This is a genomic window from Streptomyces sp. SCPE 10 (assembly GCF_051980735.1).
GTDB lineage: Bacteria > Actinomycetota > Actinomycetes > Streptomycetales > Streptomycetaceae > Streptomyces > Streptomyces misionensis.
The window spans coordinates 6285413-6301263 of sequence record NZ_CP197069.1 but is presented as its reverse complement, the minus strand read 5'-3'; the positions used below and the strand labels follow the sequence as shown (position 1 = coordinate 6301263).

Below are 15851 nucleotides of genomic sequence, written 5' to 3'. Positions count from 1 at the left end.
CCGTCGGATATCCGTTCGCCCCGGTGAGCCCGGCGATCTACTCTCGGCCCCATGGGCAAGCCTCTCGTGGCCATTCTCAGTGGCGCAGGTGTCTCCACCGATTCCGGCATCCCCGACTACCGCGGTCCGGCCGGGCTGTGGCGGCGGGACCCGGAGGCGGAGAAGCTCGTCACGTACGAGTACTACATGGGCGATCCGGAGATCCGGCGCCGGTCCTGGCGGATGCGGCTCGACAACCAGGCGCTGCGGGCCGAACCCAACGCCGCCCACCGGGCCGTCGTGGAGCTGGAGCGGTCCGGTGTGCCGGTGCGGGTGATCACCCAGAACGTGGACGGGCTGCACCAGGCGGCCGGGCTGCCCGCCCGCAAGGTGCTCGAACTGCACGGCACGGCACGCGAGTTCGTCTGTACCCGATGCCATGCGCGGGGTCCGATGGCGGACGCCCTCGCCCGGGTCGAGGCCGGCGAGGACGATCCGCGGTGCCTGGAGTGCGGCGGCATCCTGAAGTCCGCCACCGTGATGTTCGGCGAGCGCCTCGACCCCGTGGTGCTGGGCCAGGCGGTGGCCGTCACCAAGGCCTGTCAGCTGTTCATCGCGGTCGGCTCCAGCCTCCAGGTGCAGCCCGCCGCCGGTCTCGCGGGGGTCGCCGCGGACCACGGCGCCCGGCTGGTCATCGTCAACGCGGAGCCGACGCCGTACGACGAGCGGGCCGACGAGCTGGTGCGCGAACCCATCGGGACCGCGCTGCCCCGGCTGCTGGCCGGCCTGGCCCGGCAGGAGTAGGCCGGCCGGAGCAGGTCAGAACAGGGCGGCGCCGCGCTCGAAGTCCAGCAGCCGGCGCTTGCGCTCCAGGCCGCCGCCGTAGCCGGTGAGGCTGCCGTCGGTGCCGACGACACGGTGGCAGGGGACGATGATGCCGACGGGATTGCGGCCGTTGGCGAGGCCGACCGCGCGGGAGGCGCCGGGCTTGCCGAGGGCGTCGGCGAGCTGGCCGTAACTGCGGGTCTCCCCGTAGGGGATGCGGGTCAGCTGCTCCCAGACGCTGCGCTGGAACGGGGTGCCGCGCAGCGCGAGCGGAACGGTGAACTCCCGCAGCTCGCCGGAGAAGTAGGCGGTCAGCTGCTCCCGCGTGGCGCCGAAGCAGGACGGGGAGTCGTCGCGCGGGCCGAAGCTCTCCTCGGCCGGGCGGTGCCGCTGGGCGGTCATGTACAGACCGCACAGGGCGTCGTCGTCCTCGTCGGCGACCAGGGTGAGCGGGCCGTACGGGCTGTCGATCACGGTGTGACACGTCACGGTGGAACCTTCTCACACGGGCAGGAAGTTGATGGGGTGGCTGTCGGTCGCCCACAGATACTGCACCGCGTACGCGCGCCAGGGGCGCCAGGCCTCGGCGCGGGCGGTGAGCGCGGCGGGGGTGGACGGCAGACCGAGCGCGCCGGCCGCACGCCGGATGCCGAGGTCGGTGGGGAGGAAGGCGTCGGGGTCGCCGAGGGCGCGCATGGCGATGACGTCGACCGTCCAGGGCCCGAAGCCGGGCAGGGCGAGCAACCGGGCGCGGGCCTCGGCCCAGTCCGATTCCACCCCCAAGTGCAAGGTGCCGTCGGCGAGTTGACGCACCAGGGTGGTGAAGGTGGTGCGCCGGGTGCGGGGCATCGCCAGGGCCTCGGGGTCGACGGCGGCCAGCGCCTCGGGGGACGGGAAGAGATGGGTGAGCCCGCCCTCGGGGTCGTCCAGGGGTTTGCCGTGGGCGGTGACCAGGCGGGCCGCGTGGGTGCGGGCGGCGGCCGTGGAGACCTGCTGTCCGAGCACGGCCCGGACGGCGAACTCGGCCTCGTCCACGGTGCGCGGCACCCGGCGGCCCGGCGCCTCGTCGACCAGCGGGGCGAGCAGCGGGTCGGTGCGCAGCCGGTCGTCCACGGCGACCGGGTCGGCGTCCAGATCGAGCAGCCGGCGGCAGCGGCTGATCGCCACGGCGAGGTCGCGCAGGTCGCCGAGGGTGAGGCGGCAGGCGATGTGGTCGGGGCGGGGGGTGAGGGCGACGATCCCGTGGCCGTACGGCAGCCGCAGGGTGCGGCGGTAGGCGCCGTCGCGCCACTCCTCGACGCCGGGTACGGCGGTGGCGGCGAGGTGGCCGAAGAGGTTGGCCGGGTTGAGCGGGGCGCGGAACGGCAGGCGCAGGCAGAGGGTGCCGGGGGTGCCGTCGCCGGGCGTCCGGCGGGCGGGGGCGCGGCCCCGCAGTTCGCTCGGGGAGAGGGCGAAGACCTCGCGGACGGTGTCGTTGAAGGTGCGGATGGAGGAGAACCCGGCCGCGAAGGCGATCTCCGCCATGGGCAGCGCGGTGGTCTCGATCAGCAGCCGCGCGGTCTGGGCGCGCTGGGCGCGGGCCAGTGCGAGGGGGCCCGCGCCCAGCTCGGCGAGGAGCTGCCGCTCCACCTGGCGGGTGCTGTAGCCGAGCCTGGCGGCGAGGCCGGGCACGCCCTCGCGGTCCACGACGCCGTCGGCGATCAGCCGCATGGCGCGCGCCACCAGGTCGGCGCGCAGGTTCCACTCCGGGGAGCCGGGGCTGGTGTCCGGGCGGCACCGCTTGCAGGCCCGGAACCCGGCCTGCTGGCAGGCGGCCGCGCTCGGGTAGAACGTCATGTTCTCGGGCCTCGGCGGAACGACGGGGCAGCTGGGCCGGCAGTAGATGCCGGTGGTCAGCACGGCCGTGTAGAACCATCCGTCGAACCGGGCGTCCTTGGACCGCACGGCGCGCACGCAGTGTTCCCGGTCGAGGTGCGTCGCTGTCTGCATGTCTCCAGGATGGCGAGCGCGCGGGCCGGCCGCTGGCGGAATTCCGACATGTGCGTGGGCGGCCCGCGCGGGTCCTAACGGGTCCGGCGGTGGAAGTCGGTGATCCATTCCGCCGTGGTCCGCAGGCCGCCGAAGGTGTAGAAGTGGACCTTGACCGTGCCGTGGCGGGCCGGGTCGTACCGGTCGGACAGGGCCCGCAGGAAGCGGTCCGGGCCGGTGGTGCCCATCAGGTTGGTGAGCGAGAAGCCGTACTTGCGGGCCACGGAGGCGCTGGTGGAGATGCCGAAGCGGGTGGCGTAGCCGAGCAGCCGGCGCACGCCCGCCGGGCCGGGTACGCCGATGCGCACCGGCAGGTCGACGCCCCGGGCGCGGACGTCTGCCAGCCAGTCGAGCACGGGCTGTGCGTCGAAGCCGAACTGGGTGATCACATCGCCGGTGAAGGGTCCCGCGCCGATGGCCGCCGCCTTGTCGGCGAGCGCCGACCACAGCGCGGGCCCGGTTATCGCGGGGTGCCCCTCCGGGTAGCCGCTGATGCCGATGTGCCGGACGCCGTAGCGCTCCAGCAGCCCGGTGCGGATGACGGCGAGGGCGTCCTCGTACGGCCCCTCGGGGCGGGCGGGGTCGCCGCCGACCACGAAGACGTTGTCGGCGGTGCCGTCGGCCGCCAGGCCCGCGAGGAACTCCTCCAGGGCGGCGCGGGAGGGCAGCCGGCGGGCCGAGATGTGGGGTACGGGCACGAAGCCGCAGCGCCGTACGGCGCGGGCCGCGGCGAGCCGGGCGGCGTGGTCCTCGCCGGCCAGGAAGGTGACGTTGATCCGGGTGCCCCGCGGGATGCTGTCGCGCGCCTCCTCCAGCGCGGGCACGTCCTTGCCCGTCATCTCCAGCGAGAAGTCGTCCAGGAGGGCGGTGCCCACCGCGGCGGGGGCGGTGACGGCGGGGTTCATCGTGCTCCTTGCGGCTCGGTGCGCTGCGGCGTCTGCCGGCCGGGGGTCCGGCCCCGGCCGATGATGCCACGCGCCCCGGGCGCGTCGCGCACGGCCCCGAGCGGGGGCTGCCGCGGCACGGCTGGGCACGGATGATCAACGGCCCCGTCACGGTGGGGGAGGCGAGGACGGGGCCGGGCCGGTCAGGGGTGGGAGGGAACCGGCAGGGAGGGCTGGGCCGGCTGTCCGGCGCGGGCCAGGCCCAGATGGGCGCTGAGCAGATGGGCGTCGAGCAGGCCCACCTCGGAGGTGCGGGCGGCCCGGGCGTATCCGGTCAGCATGCGCTTGGTGAGGACGAGCGCCTCGGGCGAGCGCCGCAGCAGCGGCCTGATCCAGGCGTCGACCGCCGCGTCCAGGGAGTCCGGGGACGCGACTTTGTGCAGCAGGCCGATCCGCCGGGCGGTGGCGGCGTCGAAGTTCTCGCCGGTGAGCATGAGTTCGCGGATTCGGGCGGCACCGGCCTCGGCGATCAGCCGGCCCATGGCGCCGCCCCACGCGGGCGGCAGGCCGAGGGCGACCTCGGGCATGCGGAACCGGCAGTCGTCGGCGCCCGCGCGCAGGTCGCAGTAGGCGGCGAGGGCGAGCCCCGCGCCGATCACCCTGCCGTGCAGCCTGGCGACGGTGACCGCGTGGGTGGACTCCAGGGCCTCGCAGACGCGGTGCGCCTTGTCGTTCATGCGGCGCAGGGCGGTGCCGGTGGGGTCGTGCGCCAGCGCCGACTCGAACTCGCCGCGCTCGGCGCCCAGGCTGAAGTCCGCGCCCGCCCCGGTCAGCAGCAGGACCCGGATGTCCGGCCGCTCGTGGAGGCCGTCGAGGACGGTGAGGAGGTCGTCGAGGGCGGCGACCGTGAGGGTGTTGTCGCTCGGTGCGGCGCCGAGCCGGACCCGCAGCACGGGGCCGTCGAGGTCCGCCTGGATCGCCGTGCAGGCGAACGGGCGGTGGGGGCCGGTCGGATGGGCCGTCGCGGGTATGTCGTTCATGTCGGTCATACGAGGGTGACGTCCAGGTTCAGCAGTCGTCTGAAGGCCACGCGCGGGGCCCAGGTCGGCCTGCGGACGAGGGTGAGCCCGGGGAAGCGCGTGACCAGCTGGTGGAGGAGGGTCGTGGCTTCGAGGCGGGCCAGGGGCGCGCCGAGGCAGTAGTGGATGCCGCCGCTGAAGGCGAGGTGGCCGGGCTTGCGGTGCAGGTTGAACAGCTCCGGGTCCTCGTGCTTGGCCGGGTCGCGGTGGGCCGCGCCGATCAGCAGGTGGACCATCTCGTCCCTGCGGATCTCGACGCCGCCCAGTTCGCAGTCGCGCGAGGCGACACGGCTGATCACATGGGTGGGCGGGTCGTAGCGCAGCGTCTCCTCGACGGCGGCGGGCACCAGGTCGGGCTGGACGGTGAGCCGGTCCCACTGCCTGGTGTGCTCCAGGAGCAGCAGGGTGGTGGTGGACAGCAGGGTGGTGGTGGTCTCCAGGGCGGCCAGCAGGACGAACAGGGAGAGGAAGTAGACGGCCTCGTCGGCCTTGTCGCGGTCGCTCTCCATGCCGTCCCACACCGTGATCCAGCGGGAGACGGGGTCGTCGCCGGGGCGGGCGCGGCGTTCGCGGACCAGCTCGGTGAAGTAGCCGCGCAGTTCGGCGGTGGCCGCGTCCGACAGCGCCAACTGGCTGGCGGAGGGCAGCAGTTCCTGGGTGAACACCTGGTCGTGGGTCAGCTCGCGCAGCCGGGGGTGGTCGGCGGTGGGCAGTCCGAGCCAGTGTCCGATGACGGCGACCGGCAGTTCCTCGGCGACCAGGGCGTTGAAATCGGCCTCGCCGTCGTGCAGCCGCTCGGCCAGGTTGTCGAGCAGCCTGGTGGTGAACCGCCCTATTATCTCGCGCATCTCGTCGAGCGAGCTGCGGTCGAACATGCCGGCCGAGCGGCGCACCCAGGTGTGCTCCGGCGGGTTGAGCGCGGGCAGGGTCCGGCTCATCTCCCGGGAGGACGGCGCCGTCCAGCGGGTGCCGTCGCCCTGCCGGGCACGCCAGCGGGCGTCCGGCTCCAGCCAGTCCCGGCAGCGGAGGACCTGGTCGCAGACGTCGAAACCGGTCACGAGATGGCCACCCCAGGGTGCGGGTGCGACCGCACCCCGGGACCGGAGTTCAGCGTAGACCGGGAACGGGTTGGACTGGCCCTTGGCCGTGCGCAGCCGGGAGAAGAGCGATACGGCGAAGCGTCTGTCGGCGGGCGGCGTGGTGAGTGTCTCCACAATGACCCTTTCTAGATCTGGACATCAGCCCGCATGCATACCCTCCGCTTCCTACGCACATACAAGGTGACTATGCACGGAGCGAGTTGCCTTGGTCACTCGCCCCTGGTCCAGGCCAGGAAGCGGCTGAACAGGCCCGCTTTGGGCTTCGGCGCACCGTTCACCGGGGGCCGGGGGGTGGCCCCGACCGGAGAAGCGGAGGACGCCGCCGGGGCTTCCGCCTTCTGGGCCGCCGTCGGCACCACGATGCGCGGGGTGAAGCGCACCGGCAGTGCCACCAGGGAGCGGCTCCAGGGGGCCGGGATCCAGCTCAGGTCCTTGAAGGGCATCCGGGTCTCGATGTCCGGCAACCGGTTCAGCAGGGACTCCACGGCGGTCACCGCGATCACGAACGCCGGGTCCTTGGCGGGACAGGCGTGCGGGCCCGCACCGAAGGCCAAGTGGGCCTTGGCGCTGAGCTGTTCGCGGTGCTCGGCCAGGCGCGGGTCGGTGTTGGCCGCCGCGAAGGAGATCAGCACCGGGTCGTTGGCCTTGATCACCCGGTTGCCCAACTCCACGTCGTGCGTGGGGTAGTGGGCGGCGTAGTTGGCGATCGGCGCGTAGTTCCACAGCACCTGGGTGACGGCGTCCTCGACCGGCAGCCCCGACTGCCACTCCTCGCCGAGCATCAGCGCACTGGCGGTGCCGATCACGGCGGACAGCGGCGTGGTGCCCCCGGAGAGCAGGGTGACGAGCTGGTGCAGCACCTCCTCGTCGGTGAGCTGCGCCGAGTGCTGCATCAGCCGCGTCGTCAGGTCCTCGCCCGGATTGCGGCGCTTCTGGGCAATCAGCTCGCTCAGCGCCTCGGCCAGCAGCTGGTCGGCGCCGCTGCTTCCGGAGAAGATGCCGGTGATGCCGGCGACGACCCGGTCGCCGATCTCCGGCGGGCAGCCGAACAGCTCGCTGAAGACCAGCAGCGGCAGCGGCTGGGCGTACTCGGCCATCAGCTCGGCCTGGCCCAGCCGTTCGGAGCTGAAGCGGCTGATCAGGTAGTCGGCCGAGGCCTGCGTCTGGCGCACCAGCTGGAGCTCGTTGACGCTGGCCAGACTGTCGGTGACGGCCTGCCGCAGCCGGGCGTGCGCCGCGCCGTCGCTGAACAGCGCGTTGGGCCGGTACGCCAGCATGGGCAGCGCGGGGCTGTCCTCGGGCACGCGGCCCTCGTTCAGCGCGTTCCAGCGCCGTGAGTCGCGGACGAACGAGGCGGGGTTCTGGAGGATGTAGAGCGCGGCGTCGTAACTGGTGACCAGCTCGACCTCCACGCCCGGCGCGATGTCCACCGGCGCGCTCGGGCCGAGGGACCGCAGATGGGCGTAGTGGCCGTCGGGGTCGGAGCCGAAATGGGGGCCGTAGAGCTGGACGTTTGCGTGTGCGGGGCAGCCGGGGGGCGGCTCTATGCCGGGTCGCTGCTGCATGAGCGGGGGGCTCCTAGTCGATGAGGGAGAGGAGGTGATGCACGAGGGTGATCAGCGCGTGCGCCGACGACTGCTGGTCGCGGACGTCGCAGGGGACGACGGGGGTGTCCGCGGGCAGGTTCAGGGCCTCGCGCACCTCTTCGAGCGGATAGCCGGGGGTGCCGTCGAAGTGGTTGACGCCGATGGCATAGGTCAGGCCGAACCGCTCGACCAGGTCGAGGATGGGGAACGAGTCGGACAGCCGCTCCGGGTCGACGAGGACGAGCGCGCCCAGGGCACCCCTGGACAGCTCCTCCCACATCTCCTTGAAGCGTTCCTGGCCGGGGGTGCCGAAGAGGTAGAGCACCACCTCGTCGTTGATGGTCAGACGGCCGAAGTCCATGGCGACCGTCGTGGTGGTCTTGTCGGGGGTGCCCGACAGGTCGTCGAAGCCCTCGCTGGCCTCGGTGATCTCTTCTTCGGTCCGCAGCGGCTCGATCTCGGAGATGCTGGCGATGCATGTGGTCTTGCCGACCCCGAAGTGCCCCACCACGAGCACCTTCACCGCCGTACGGACACCTGAATCCAGGTACACGAATCACGCTCCGAATCGGGCTCTGAGGCCGTCGAGCACGGCGTTCAGTACTTCTCGGTCGACACGTTCCGCGCGGGGCACCGGCTTCCGCGCGATGATCAGGCCGCTCTCCTCCATCTCGGCGAGCAGGATCCGGACGACCCCCAGCGGCAGACGGGTGTGGGCGGCCACCTCGGCCACGGACAGGAATCCGTCCATGACCAGGTCCAGAACCTGACGGGCCTCCGGGGTGAGCGTGCGCACCGTGGTGGCGGCGTGCTCGCTCGCGGACACCAGCGTGGTGTGCCCGTAGGCGTGTTCCGGGGGCAGCGACCGCCCGTTCGTGATCACGAAGAACGGGACTAACGCGGAGGTGAGTTCCAGATCCTCGTCCGGCTCGTCGCTCACGTGCGGCTCGCCTCCCCGCGGGGGGACAGATACCCGCCGAGCCGGGGCACGACCTGGTGCAGCCGGGTCGTGAAGTCCTCGATGTCGGCGTCGTGTTCGGCCGCGGCGGCGAGGAAGGCGCCCCGGCCGGCCGCGATCAGGAAGATCCAGCCGTGCTGGAACTCGATGACCGTCTGCCGCCAGAGCGCGTCCGGCTGGACGCCGGCGAACTGGGCGGTGGCCCGGCTGTAGGCGTGGATGCCGGTCATCGCCGCGGAGATGGTGTCCGCGAGGTCCTGGCTCATGCCGGTGGTGGCGCCGCGGGGCAGACCGTCGGCGCCGAGCAGTACCGCGTGCCGGGCGCCGTGCACCTTGCCGATCACCTCGTCCAGATCGGCGATCCGGATCCCGGTGCCGGTCTCCTGGCCGGTGTGGGCGTGCGGGGCACGCGCCGTCCCGGCCTCCTCCGCGTGCACCCGGGGCGGCGAGGTGAGGTTGTTGCCGAGCCGGGCGACGAGCCGGTGCATGCGGAAGGAGATCTGCTGCATGTCGACGTCGGGCGCGGCGGCCGCGGCCAGATAGGCGCCCTGCCCGGCCCCGATCAGGAAGATCCAGCCGTGCGAGAACTCGATGATCGTCTGGTTCCACTGCCGGTCCGGGGCGTCCCCGGCGAAGTGGGCGGTGGCCCGGCTCAGCGACTGCATGCCCGCCATGGCGGCGGAGATGGTTCGCACGTCCTTCTGCGCCATGCCGTCGGTCGCCCCGCGGGGCAGGCCGTCCGCGGACAGCAGGACTGCGTGGCGTGCCTTGGGCACGTTGGCCACGATGTCCTCAAGCATCCACGACAGGTCTGTGATCATGTGTCATCGGACCCTTCGGACGGTGCCGCGGAGAGGTTGCGGCCCGAGAGCGTGCCGCGCTGGAAGGCGCCCAGGCTGCGCCCGGCAGCCCGGCCGGCGTCCTCCGCCGCCGGCGGGATGTGCGGCAGGCCGACGGTGTCATGGTCGGGGACGCTGGCGATGGGCACCTGGCGGGCGCCACGCCGGGGCAGGCCGTTGGCGGTGCGCGCCACCGGCTCGGGCCGGGCGACGCCGCCGGGCTCGGTTACGGGGGGCTGGACGTCTTCCACCGGTGCCGTCTCCTCCTCGGTCCACAGCTCCTCGGGCAGCAGCACGACCGCGCGCACGCCGCCGTAGCGGGAGACACCGGTCACGTCGACCCGGAAGCCGTACTGCTGGGAGAGCAGGCCGATCACCGGAAAGCCGAACTTGGGCTGGTTGCCCAGCTGGGACAGCCGGGGACGGTACTGACCGGAGAGCAGGGCGGTGGCCTTCTGCCGCTCCTCGTCGTTCATGCCGACGCCCGCGTCGTCGATGACGATGCACAGGTTCTTCTGCACCCGCTGGAACGTGACCTCGATCGGGGAGCCCTGCTGGGAGAAGCTGGCAGCGTTGTCAAGCAGCTCCGCCACGGCGAGGGCGACGGGCGAGACCGCCGACGCCTTCAGCGCGAAGCCGGTCTGCTGCATGATCTCCACGCGCCGGAAGTTGCGGATCTGCCCCTGGGCGCTGCGCACCACGTCGTACACGCTCGCGGCGCGGCTGCGGCGGCCCAGCGGCGCACCGCACATGACGGCGATGCCCTGTGCCTTGCGCGCCATCTGCGCGTTGGCGTGGCCGACCTCCAGCAGGTCGGCGAGGACCGAGTGACCGCCGTACTTGCGCTGGATGTCCTCCAGCAGGGCCAGTTGCTCGGCGGCGAGGCTCTGCAGGAAGCGCGCGGAGCCCTTGAGTACGGCCTTGGTGCTGTCCTCCGCCGCCTCCTCGGCTTCCTGGATGGTCTTGGCGTGATCGGTCCGGTGCTGGTGGAGCTCTGCTCGTAAGGCGGCGAGCCGGCCGTCGGCCTCGCTGAGCCGCTGGGTGAGGGCGGCCTCGGACCTGTCCTTGTTCGCCGCTATGGCCTTGGCGCGACGACTGAGGACCAGTGCCGCGGCGACGCCGAGCGCCGCCACGACGACCAGGCACCAGACAAGTGCGTCTCGAATCATGGAAACCTTTCCTGGCGTTTAGCCTGCGGCCGTTGGCGGAAGTGCACCGCGCACACCGATGGGACGACCGGTCGCGTACGGGTCGGGACAGGTCAGGGGGACGACCGGACCGAAACCGTTTTCTGCGGTGCCTGAGCCGAGGGGACCAAGGTCACAGACGCGGGGATGCTATCACCCGCTTAGCGGAACCTTTGCCACCGCGAGGCCGCCCAACGGCCCTGCTCACCGCGTGGGTTGCGCCGGATACGTGCCGCTCGTCCAGCAATTCCGGATACGGCATCGGGTAGTTGCCCGAGAGGCAAAAGGCGACGGCTCCGACAGGGCCGCGTAGCAGTGGAACTGACGGTGGAACACGTACGGCTCGGTGCGGGGCGGGAAAGGCGGGAGGGCCGGGTTTCAGGAGCGGGGCCAGGGCCGGCCGGTGATGCGTTCCACGCTGGTGTTGAAGCGCTGGAGGTAGCGGGCGAAGGTCTCCACGTCCTCGGCCGACCAGTCCTCGAAGACCCGGTCCAGATCCTTGACGTGGGTGTCGCGCTCCTCGCGCAGCCGCCGCTCGCCCTCCTCGGTCAGCCGGAACTTGCGGGCCATGCCGCCCTCGGGGTCGGGGATCCGCTCCAGGAGCCCGGCCCGCATCGCGTGCGCGGTCTGCCGGTTGACGGTGGAGGCGTCGAGCTGGAAGGCGTCGCTGAGCTGCCCGATCGACATGGGTCCCTGCATCTCGATCCGGCTGAGCATGATGTAGGCGCTCCGCTCCAGCCGGCCCTCCTGGTGCCGGCGGGTGGTACTGCTCAGCTGGTGCCGCCCGAGGACCATGTGCTCGAACTCGACCAGGTGCGACGGCTTCCCCATGTACGTGCCTCCTTCTGCATCGACCGTATCTCAGCGCCCCTCGGCGCAGACGCCCGCTGAGATGTGGTCGATACACAGGGTATGTACGATGCACATCCTTGCCCGCACAAGTCGAGGAGCACTCATGAATGCCCCGCAGCCGAGCGGCCGGACGGGCGGCGTCGTCACCGTCCTGGCGCTCGCCGGAACCGTCGCCGCGATCATGCAGACGCTGGTGACCCCGTTGATCGCGGAACTTCCACAGATCCTGCACACTTCCTCGTCGAACGCCGCCTGGGTGATCACGGTCACCCTGCTCGTCGGCGGCGTCTGCGTGCCGGTGTCCGGACGGCTCGGCGACCTCGTGGGCAAGCGGCGCATGATGCTGATCTGCGTGGTGCCGCTGGTGGCCGGCTCGGTGGTGTGCGCCCTGTCCACGTCCGTCGTGCCGATGATCGTCGGACGCGGCCTTCAGGGCATGGGCATGGGCATGATCCCGCTGGGCATCGCGCTGCTGCGCGATGTCGTCCCCGTCGAGAAGCTCAGCGGCTCCATCGCCCTGGTCAGCGCCTCCATGGGCATCGGCGGTGCGATCGGCCTGCCCATCGCCGCCGCCGTCGCGCAGTACGCCGACTGGCAGGAGCTGTTCTGGGGGGCGGCCGTCCTCTCCCTGATCATCGGGGCGCTGATCTTCGTCGTGGTGCCGGACGTGCCCGCCGCCGCCAGGGGCCAGCGCTTCGACGCGCCCGGTGCGATCGGTCTGGCGATCGGCCTGGTCGCGCTGCTGCTGGCGATCTCCAAGGGGGCCGACTGGGGCTGGGCCTCGGGCACCACGCTCGGCCTGTTCGCCGTCGCCGTCGTCGCACTGCCGGTCTGGGGCCGGTGGGAGCTGCGCACCCGCGACCCGCTGATCGACCTGCGCACCACGGCCCGCCCGCGGGTGCTGATCACCAACGCCGCGTCGATCCTCGTCGGTGTCGGCATGTACTCGTTCATGCTGATCGCGCCGCAGCTGCTGCAGTTCCCGAGGGCCACCGGCTTCGGTCTCGGCCAGTCGATGCTCGCGGCGGGCCTGTGGATCGCGCCCGGCGGCATCATGATGATGCTCGTCTCCCCGCTCGGCGGCATGCTGATCAACTCCCGGGGCCCGAAGCTCACGCTCCTGGCCGGCGCCCTGGTGATCGCCGTCGGCTACGCGGTCGCGCTGCCGCTCATGGGCACGGCCGCGGGCATCATGATCGCCGGCATCGTGATCAACAGCGGTGTCGCGCTCGCCTACGGCGCCATGCCCGCGCTCATCATGAGCTCGGTGCCGCTGTCCGAGACGGCCGCCGCCAACGGTTTCAACAGCCTGATGCGCTCACTCGGCACCACCATCGGCTCGGCCGTGATCGGCGTCGTCCTGGCCCACATGACCATCAACCTGGGCGGCTACACGATCGCCTCGAAGGACGGTTTCCGCACCGGCCTGCTGATCGGCTGCGGTGTCGCGCTGCTCTCCGCGGCGGTCGCCGCGTTCATTCCGTCGCCGCGCCCGGCGGGCGGCGAGGAGACGGCGGACCAGTCGGCGGCCGGCGCCGACCAGGCTCCGGCGCGCGGCTGACCAGGCGCCCGTGGGCGGCCGGTCTCACTCCGCTCCCCACGGCCCGAGGCACCGGGAGAACGCCTCGTACGCCTGCTCGTCGAGGAGGGCGAACCGCACCTCTTCGACGGCGGTCGGCGTGCTCCGCACCGTCTCCACCGCTATCCGCGCCGCGTCGTCCATCGGCCACCGGTACACGCCGGTGGAGATCGCCGGGAACACGACGGTCCGGGCGCCCAGCTCGTCGGCCACTCGCAGCGACTCCCGGTAGCAGGAGGCGAGCCGCGCGGGATCGCTGTCCGGGCCGTCGTACACCGGGCCGACGGTGTGGATCACCCATCGCGCGTCGAGCTTTCCCGCCGTGGTGGCCACGGCCTGGCCGGTGGGCAGGCCCCGGCCGTAGCGGGAGGCGCGCAGCGCCCGGCACTCGGCGAGGATCTCGGGGCCGCCGCGGCGGTGGATGGCGCCGTCCACGCCTCCCCCGCCGAGCAGCGAGGAGTTCGCCGCGTTGACGATCACGTCGGCGCGCTGCCGGGTGATGTCGCCCCGCACCAGGAGGATGGCGGTCACGTCTGCCGCAGCCTCCGCCAGACGGCCCGGGCCGCGTTGTGCCCGGACATGCCGTGCACCCCGGGTCCCGGCGGGGTGGCGGACGAGCAGATGAAGACGGCCGGGTGGGGGGTCTGGTACGGAAAGAGGGTCGGCCGGGGCCGCAGCAGCAGCTGGAGTCCGGAGGTCGCGCCGCAGGCGATGTCGCCGCCGATGTAGTTGGCGTTGTGGGCGGCCAGTTCGGCGGGCCCGGCGACGGCGCGGGCGAGCACGCGGTCGCGGAAGCCGGGGGCGAAGCGCTCCAGCTGGCGCTCCATGGCGTCGGTGAGGTCCCCCGACCAGCCGTTGGGCACATGGCCGTACGCCCAGAAGACCTGCTTGCCCTCGGGGGCGCGGGTGGGGTCGACCACGCCCGGCTGCACGGTGATCATGAACGGTCGCTCGGGGGCGCGGCCCTCGCGGGAGGCGGCGCGCAGCGCGGTGCCGATCTCGGCCTGGCTCGCGCCGATCTGCACGGTGCCGGCGACGCGGGCCTCCGGCGCGGTCCAGGGCACCGGGCCGTCCAGCGCGTAGTCGATCTTGAAGACGCCGGGGCCGTAGCGGTAGCGGTCGTAGTAGCCGCCGAAGCCGGCGATGCGGGCGAGGGCGGCGGGTGAGGTGTCGAAGACGTAGGCGCGGGCGGGCGGCAGGTCGTCCAGCCGCTTGACCTCGTAGTCGGTGTGCACCGCGCCGCCGAGGTCCGCGAGGTGGGCGGTGAGGGCGTCGGAGATCGCCTGGGAGCCGCCGCGGGCCACCGGCCAGCCGTGGGCGTGCGCGGCCAGCGCGAAGACCAGGCCGACGGCGCCGGTGGCGAACCCGTCCAGCGGGGCCATCACATGGGCGACCAGCCCGGCGAACAGGGCCTTGACCCGCTCGTCCTTGAACCGGCGCATCAGCCAGGTGGAGGGCGGCAGCCCGGCGAGGCCGAAGCGGGCCAGGGTGAGGGGGTCGCGGGGCAGCGCGGTCGACGGCAGCGACATGAAGTCCCGCACGAGGGTGTCCCAGCGGGCGACCAGCGGCTCGACCAGCCGGCGGTACGCCCCCGCGTCCCGGGGTCCGAAGGAGGCGGCGGTCTTGGCGATCGAGCGGGCCAGCACGGCGGCGGTGCCGTCCGGGAAGGGGTGGGCCATGGGCAGCTCGGGGTGCAGCCATTCGAGGCCGTAGCGCTCCAGGGGCAGGGCGCGGAAGGCGGGCGAGCTGATGCCGAGCGGGTGGGCGGCCGAGCACGGGTCGTGCCGGAACCCGGGCAGGGTCAGCTCCTCGGTGCGGGCGCCGCCGCCCACGGTGGACCGCGCCTCGAACACGGCCACGGTGAAGCCGCGGCGGGCCAGCTCCACGGCAGCGGTCAGCCCGTTCGGCCCCGCCCCCACCACGACCGCATCGAGCATCGCCGGCACCTTCGGACCCCTTCGTCAGCCGATGGCCACTCGGGGCCAGGATATGCCGGACGGCGGGGGGCGGTGGGGGCGAGTACGTTTTGTGCGGGTGGGACGCGGTCGAGGACGGGACGGGCCCGGGACGCCGGGTCGCGGGGGTTCAGACCGCCGCCGTGCGCAGCAGCTCCGTGAGGCGGTGGGCCGTGGCCGTGTCGCGGGCGGCGGTGAAGGGCAGTGCGTTCCCGCCGGCGATGCGGAAGGGTTCGCCGGAGCGGGTGAGGTGGGTGCCTCCCGCCTCCTCGACCAGGAGCAGTCCGGCCGCGTGGTCCCAGGCCGCCTCCCAGGAGAACGCCACGGCGTCCAACTCGCCCCGGGCGACGGCCAGATACTCCAGGCCCGCCGATCCGCACGGGCGCGGGGCGACGCCGTCCGTCCACAGGGGGCGCAGCGCGCGCTTCTGCGCGTCGGTGGTGTAGTCGGGGTGGGACGTGGCGACGGCCAGGTCCCGGCCGCTTGCCGGTGCGCCCGCGGACAGCCGCTCGCCGTCCAGGAAGGCGCCCTGGCCGCGGACCGCGGTGGCGAGTCGGCCGCGCGCCGCGGCGTACGTCCAGGAGGCCAGCACGACCCCCCGGTGGGCGAGCGCGACCAGGGTGCAGAACCCGTCGTCGCCGTGCACGAACTGGCGGGTGCCGTCGACCGGGTCGACGATCCAGACCGGGAGGTCGCCCTGTATCGCCCGGTATGTCGCCGGGTCCGCGTGCACCGCCTCCTCGCCGACCACGACCGAGCCGGGCAGCAGCGCGCCGAGCGCCTCGGTGAGCCGCTTCTCGGCCAGCCGGTCGGCGTCGGTCACCAGGTCGTGCGGGCCGCTCTTCTGGTCCACGTCGGCCGCCGTGAGGCAGCGGAAGCGGGGCAGGATCTCGGCGGCGGCCGCCGCGCGGATCGCGTCTTCCACGTCGGCCGCGCGGCGGGTGAGAAACTCGTCGATGGTTTCCGTCTCTTCGTTCATGTCCCCTATGGGACCACGCCC

General features: G+C 72.8%; 16 protein-coding genes. 2 read left to right on the top strand and 14 right to left on the bottom strand.

Annotation, left to right across the window (positions count from 1 at the left end):
* Window positions 1-51 precede the first annotated feature (51 nt).
* Window positions 52-783: an SIR2 family NAD-dependent protein deacylase gene (locus ACSP97_RS28910; RefSeq protein WP_355152162.1), complete on the top strand. Its 732-nt coding sequence runs from the start codon at window positions 52-54 to the stop codon at window positions 781-783.
* A gap of 15 nt (window positions 784-798) precedes the next feature.
* Here ACSP97_RS28910 and ACSP97_RS28905 read toward each other — a convergent pair whose 3' ends face one another.
* From ACSP97_RS28905 to ACSP97_RS28855, 11 genes are all read right to left on the bottom strand, one after another.
* Window positions 799-1293, bottom strand: coding sequence for a methylated-DNA--[protein]-cysteine S-methyltransferase (locus tag ACSP97_RS28905; RefSeq protein ID WP_355322651.1), 495 nt, complete (start codon window positions 1291-1293; stop codon window positions 799-801).
* A gap of 12 nt (window positions 1294-1305) precedes the next feature.
* Window positions 1306-2793, bottom strand: coding sequence for an AlkA N-terminal domain-containing protein (locus tag ACSP97_RS28900; protein WP_355322649.1), 1488 nt, complete (start codon window positions 2791-2793; stop codon window positions 1306-1308).
* 74 nt (window positions 2794-2867) lie between these two features.
* Complete coding sequence (locus ACSP97_RS28895) at window positions 2868-3737, bottom strand: methylenetetrahydrofolate reductase (RefSeq protein ID WP_358674935.1); 870 nt, start codon at window positions 3735-3737, stop codon at window positions 2868-2870.
* A gap of 182 nt (window positions 3738-3919) precedes the next feature.
* Window positions 3920-4756: an enoyl-CoA hydratase/isomerase family protein gene (locus ACSP97_RS28890; protein WP_435642757.1), complete on the bottom strand. Its 837-nt coding sequence runs from the start codon at window positions 4754-4756 to the stop codon at window positions 3920-3922.
* A 5-nt stretch (window positions 4757-4761) separates the two neighbouring features.
* Window positions 4762-6009, bottom strand: coding sequence for a cytochrome P450 (locus ACSP97_RS28885; protein ID WP_355152157.1), 1248 nt, complete (start codon window positions 6007-6009; stop codon window positions 4762-4764).
* Between the two features lie 95 nt (window positions 6010-6104).
* Window positions 6105-7460 carry a cytochrome P450 gene (locus ACSP97_RS28880; RefSeq protein ID WP_355152156.1) on the bottom strand — a complete coding sequence of 452 codons (1356 nt, stop codon included), beginning with the start codon at window positions 7458-7460 and terminating at the stop codon, window positions 6105-6107.
* 13 nt (window positions 7461-7473) lie between these two features.
* Window positions 7474-8034, bottom strand: a complete 561-nt coding sequence (locus tag ACSP97_RS28875; protein WP_355152155.1) for a GTP-binding protein — start codon at window positions 8032-8034, stop codon at window positions 7474-7476.
* A 3-nt stretch (window positions 8035-8037) separates the two neighbouring features.
* Window positions 8038-8421, bottom strand: coding sequence for a DUF742 domain-containing protein (locus tag ACSP97_RS28870; RefSeq protein WP_285552516.1), 384 nt, complete (start codon window positions 8419-8421; stop codon window positions 8038-8040).
* Window positions 8418-9260: a roadblock/LC7 domain-containing protein gene (locus ACSP97_RS28865; protein ID WP_440554974.1), complete on the bottom strand. Its 843-nt coding sequence runs from the start codon at window positions 9258-9260 to the stop codon at window positions 8418-8420. The genes ACSP97_RS28870 and ACSP97_RS28865 overlap by 4 nt, the downstream gene beginning before the upstream one ends.
* Window positions 9257-10447, bottom strand: a complete 1191-nt coding sequence (locus ACSP97_RS28860; RefSeq protein WP_355152153.1) for an ATP-binding protein — start codon at window positions 10445-10447, stop codon at window positions 9257-9259. The genes ACSP97_RS28865 and ACSP97_RS28860 overlap by 4 nt, the downstream gene beginning before the upstream one ends.
* A gap of 396 nt (window positions 10448-10843) precedes the next feature.
* Window positions 10844-11296, bottom strand: a complete 453-nt coding sequence (locus ACSP97_RS28855; RefSeq protein WP_355152152.1) for a MarR family winged helix-turn-helix transcriptional regulator — start codon at window positions 11294-11296, stop codon at window positions 10844-10846.
* Window positions 11297-11420: 124 nt separating this feature from the next.
* On the opposite strand from ACSP97_RS28855, the gene ACSP97_RS28850 reads away from it, so the two are divergent.
* A complete protein-coding gene (locus ACSP97_RS28850; RefSeq protein ID WP_388294211.1) occupies window positions 11421-12878 on the top strand; it encodes an MFS transporter in 1458 nt (485 codons plus the stop codon).
* A 24-nt stretch (window positions 12879-12902) separates the two neighbouring features.
* Here ACSP97_RS28850 and ACSP97_RS28845 read toward each other — a convergent pair whose 3' ends face one another.
* From ACSP97_RS28845 to ACSP97_RS28835, 3 genes are all read right to left on the bottom strand, one after another.
* The gene (locus ACSP97_RS28845) at window positions 12903-13427 is read right to left on the bottom strand and encodes an O-acetyl-ADP-ribose deacetylase (RefSeq protein WP_440554971.1); all 525 of its coding nucleotides are present in this window, start codon (window positions 13425-13427) and stop codon (window positions 12903-12905) included.
* Complete coding sequence (locus ACSP97_RS28840) at window positions 13424-14842, bottom strand: phytoene desaturase family protein (RefSeq protein WP_355152149.1); 1419 nt, start codon at window positions 14840-14842, stop codon at window positions 13424-13426. Before ACSP97_RS28840 ends, ACSP97_RS28845 begins: the two co-directional genes overlap by 4 nt.
* Before the next feature lie 139 nt (window positions 14843-14981).
* Entirely contained in the window at window positions 14982-15830 is an 849-nt protein-coding gene (locus tag ACSP97_RS28835; protein WP_440554969.1) for an inositol monophosphatase family protein, read from the bottom strand.
* Window positions 15831-15851 lie beyond the last annotated feature (21 nt).

Coding starts and splice junctions, on each gene's coding strand:
- ACSP97_RS28855 (WP_355152152.1), bottom strand. CDS start 11,296: ATGGGGAAGCCGTCGCACCTGGTCGAGTTCGAGCACATGGTCCTCGGG.
- ACSP97_RS28850 (WP_388294211.1), top strand. CDS start 11,421: ATGAATGCCCCGCAGCCGAGCGGCCGGACGGGCGGCGTCGTCACCGTC.
- ACSP97_RS28860 (WP_355152153.1), bottom strand. CDS start 10,447: ATGATTCGAGACGCACTTGTCTGGTGCCTGGTCGTCGTGGCGGCGCTC.
- ACSP97_RS28900 (WP_355322649.1), bottom strand. CDS start 2,793: ATGCAGACAGCGACGCACCTCGACCGGGAACACTGCGTGCGCGCCGTG.
- ACSP97_RS28880 (WP_355152156.1), bottom strand. CDS start 7,460: ATGCAGCAGCGACCCGGCATAGAGCCGCCCCCCGGCTGCCCCGCACAC.
- ACSP97_RS28835 (WP_440554969.1), bottom strand. CDS start 15,830: ATGAACGAAGAGACGGAAACCATCGACGAGTTTCTCACCCGCCGCGCG.
- ACSP97_RS28910 (WP_355152162.1), top strand. CDS start 52: ATGGGCAAGCCTCTCGTGGCCATTCTCAGTGGCGCAGGTGTCTCCACC.
- ACSP97_RS28865 (WP_440554974.1), bottom strand. CDS start 9,260: ATGATCACAGACCTGTCGTGGATGCTTGAGGACATCGTGGCCAACGTG.
- ACSP97_RS28895 (WP_358674935.1), bottom strand. CDS start 3,737: ATGAACCCCGCCGTCACCGCCCCCGCCGCGGTGGGCACCGCCCTCCTG.
- ACSP97_RS28890 (WP_435642757.1), bottom strand. CDS start 4,756: ATGAACGACATACCCGCGACGGCCCATCCGACCGGCCCCCACCGCCCG.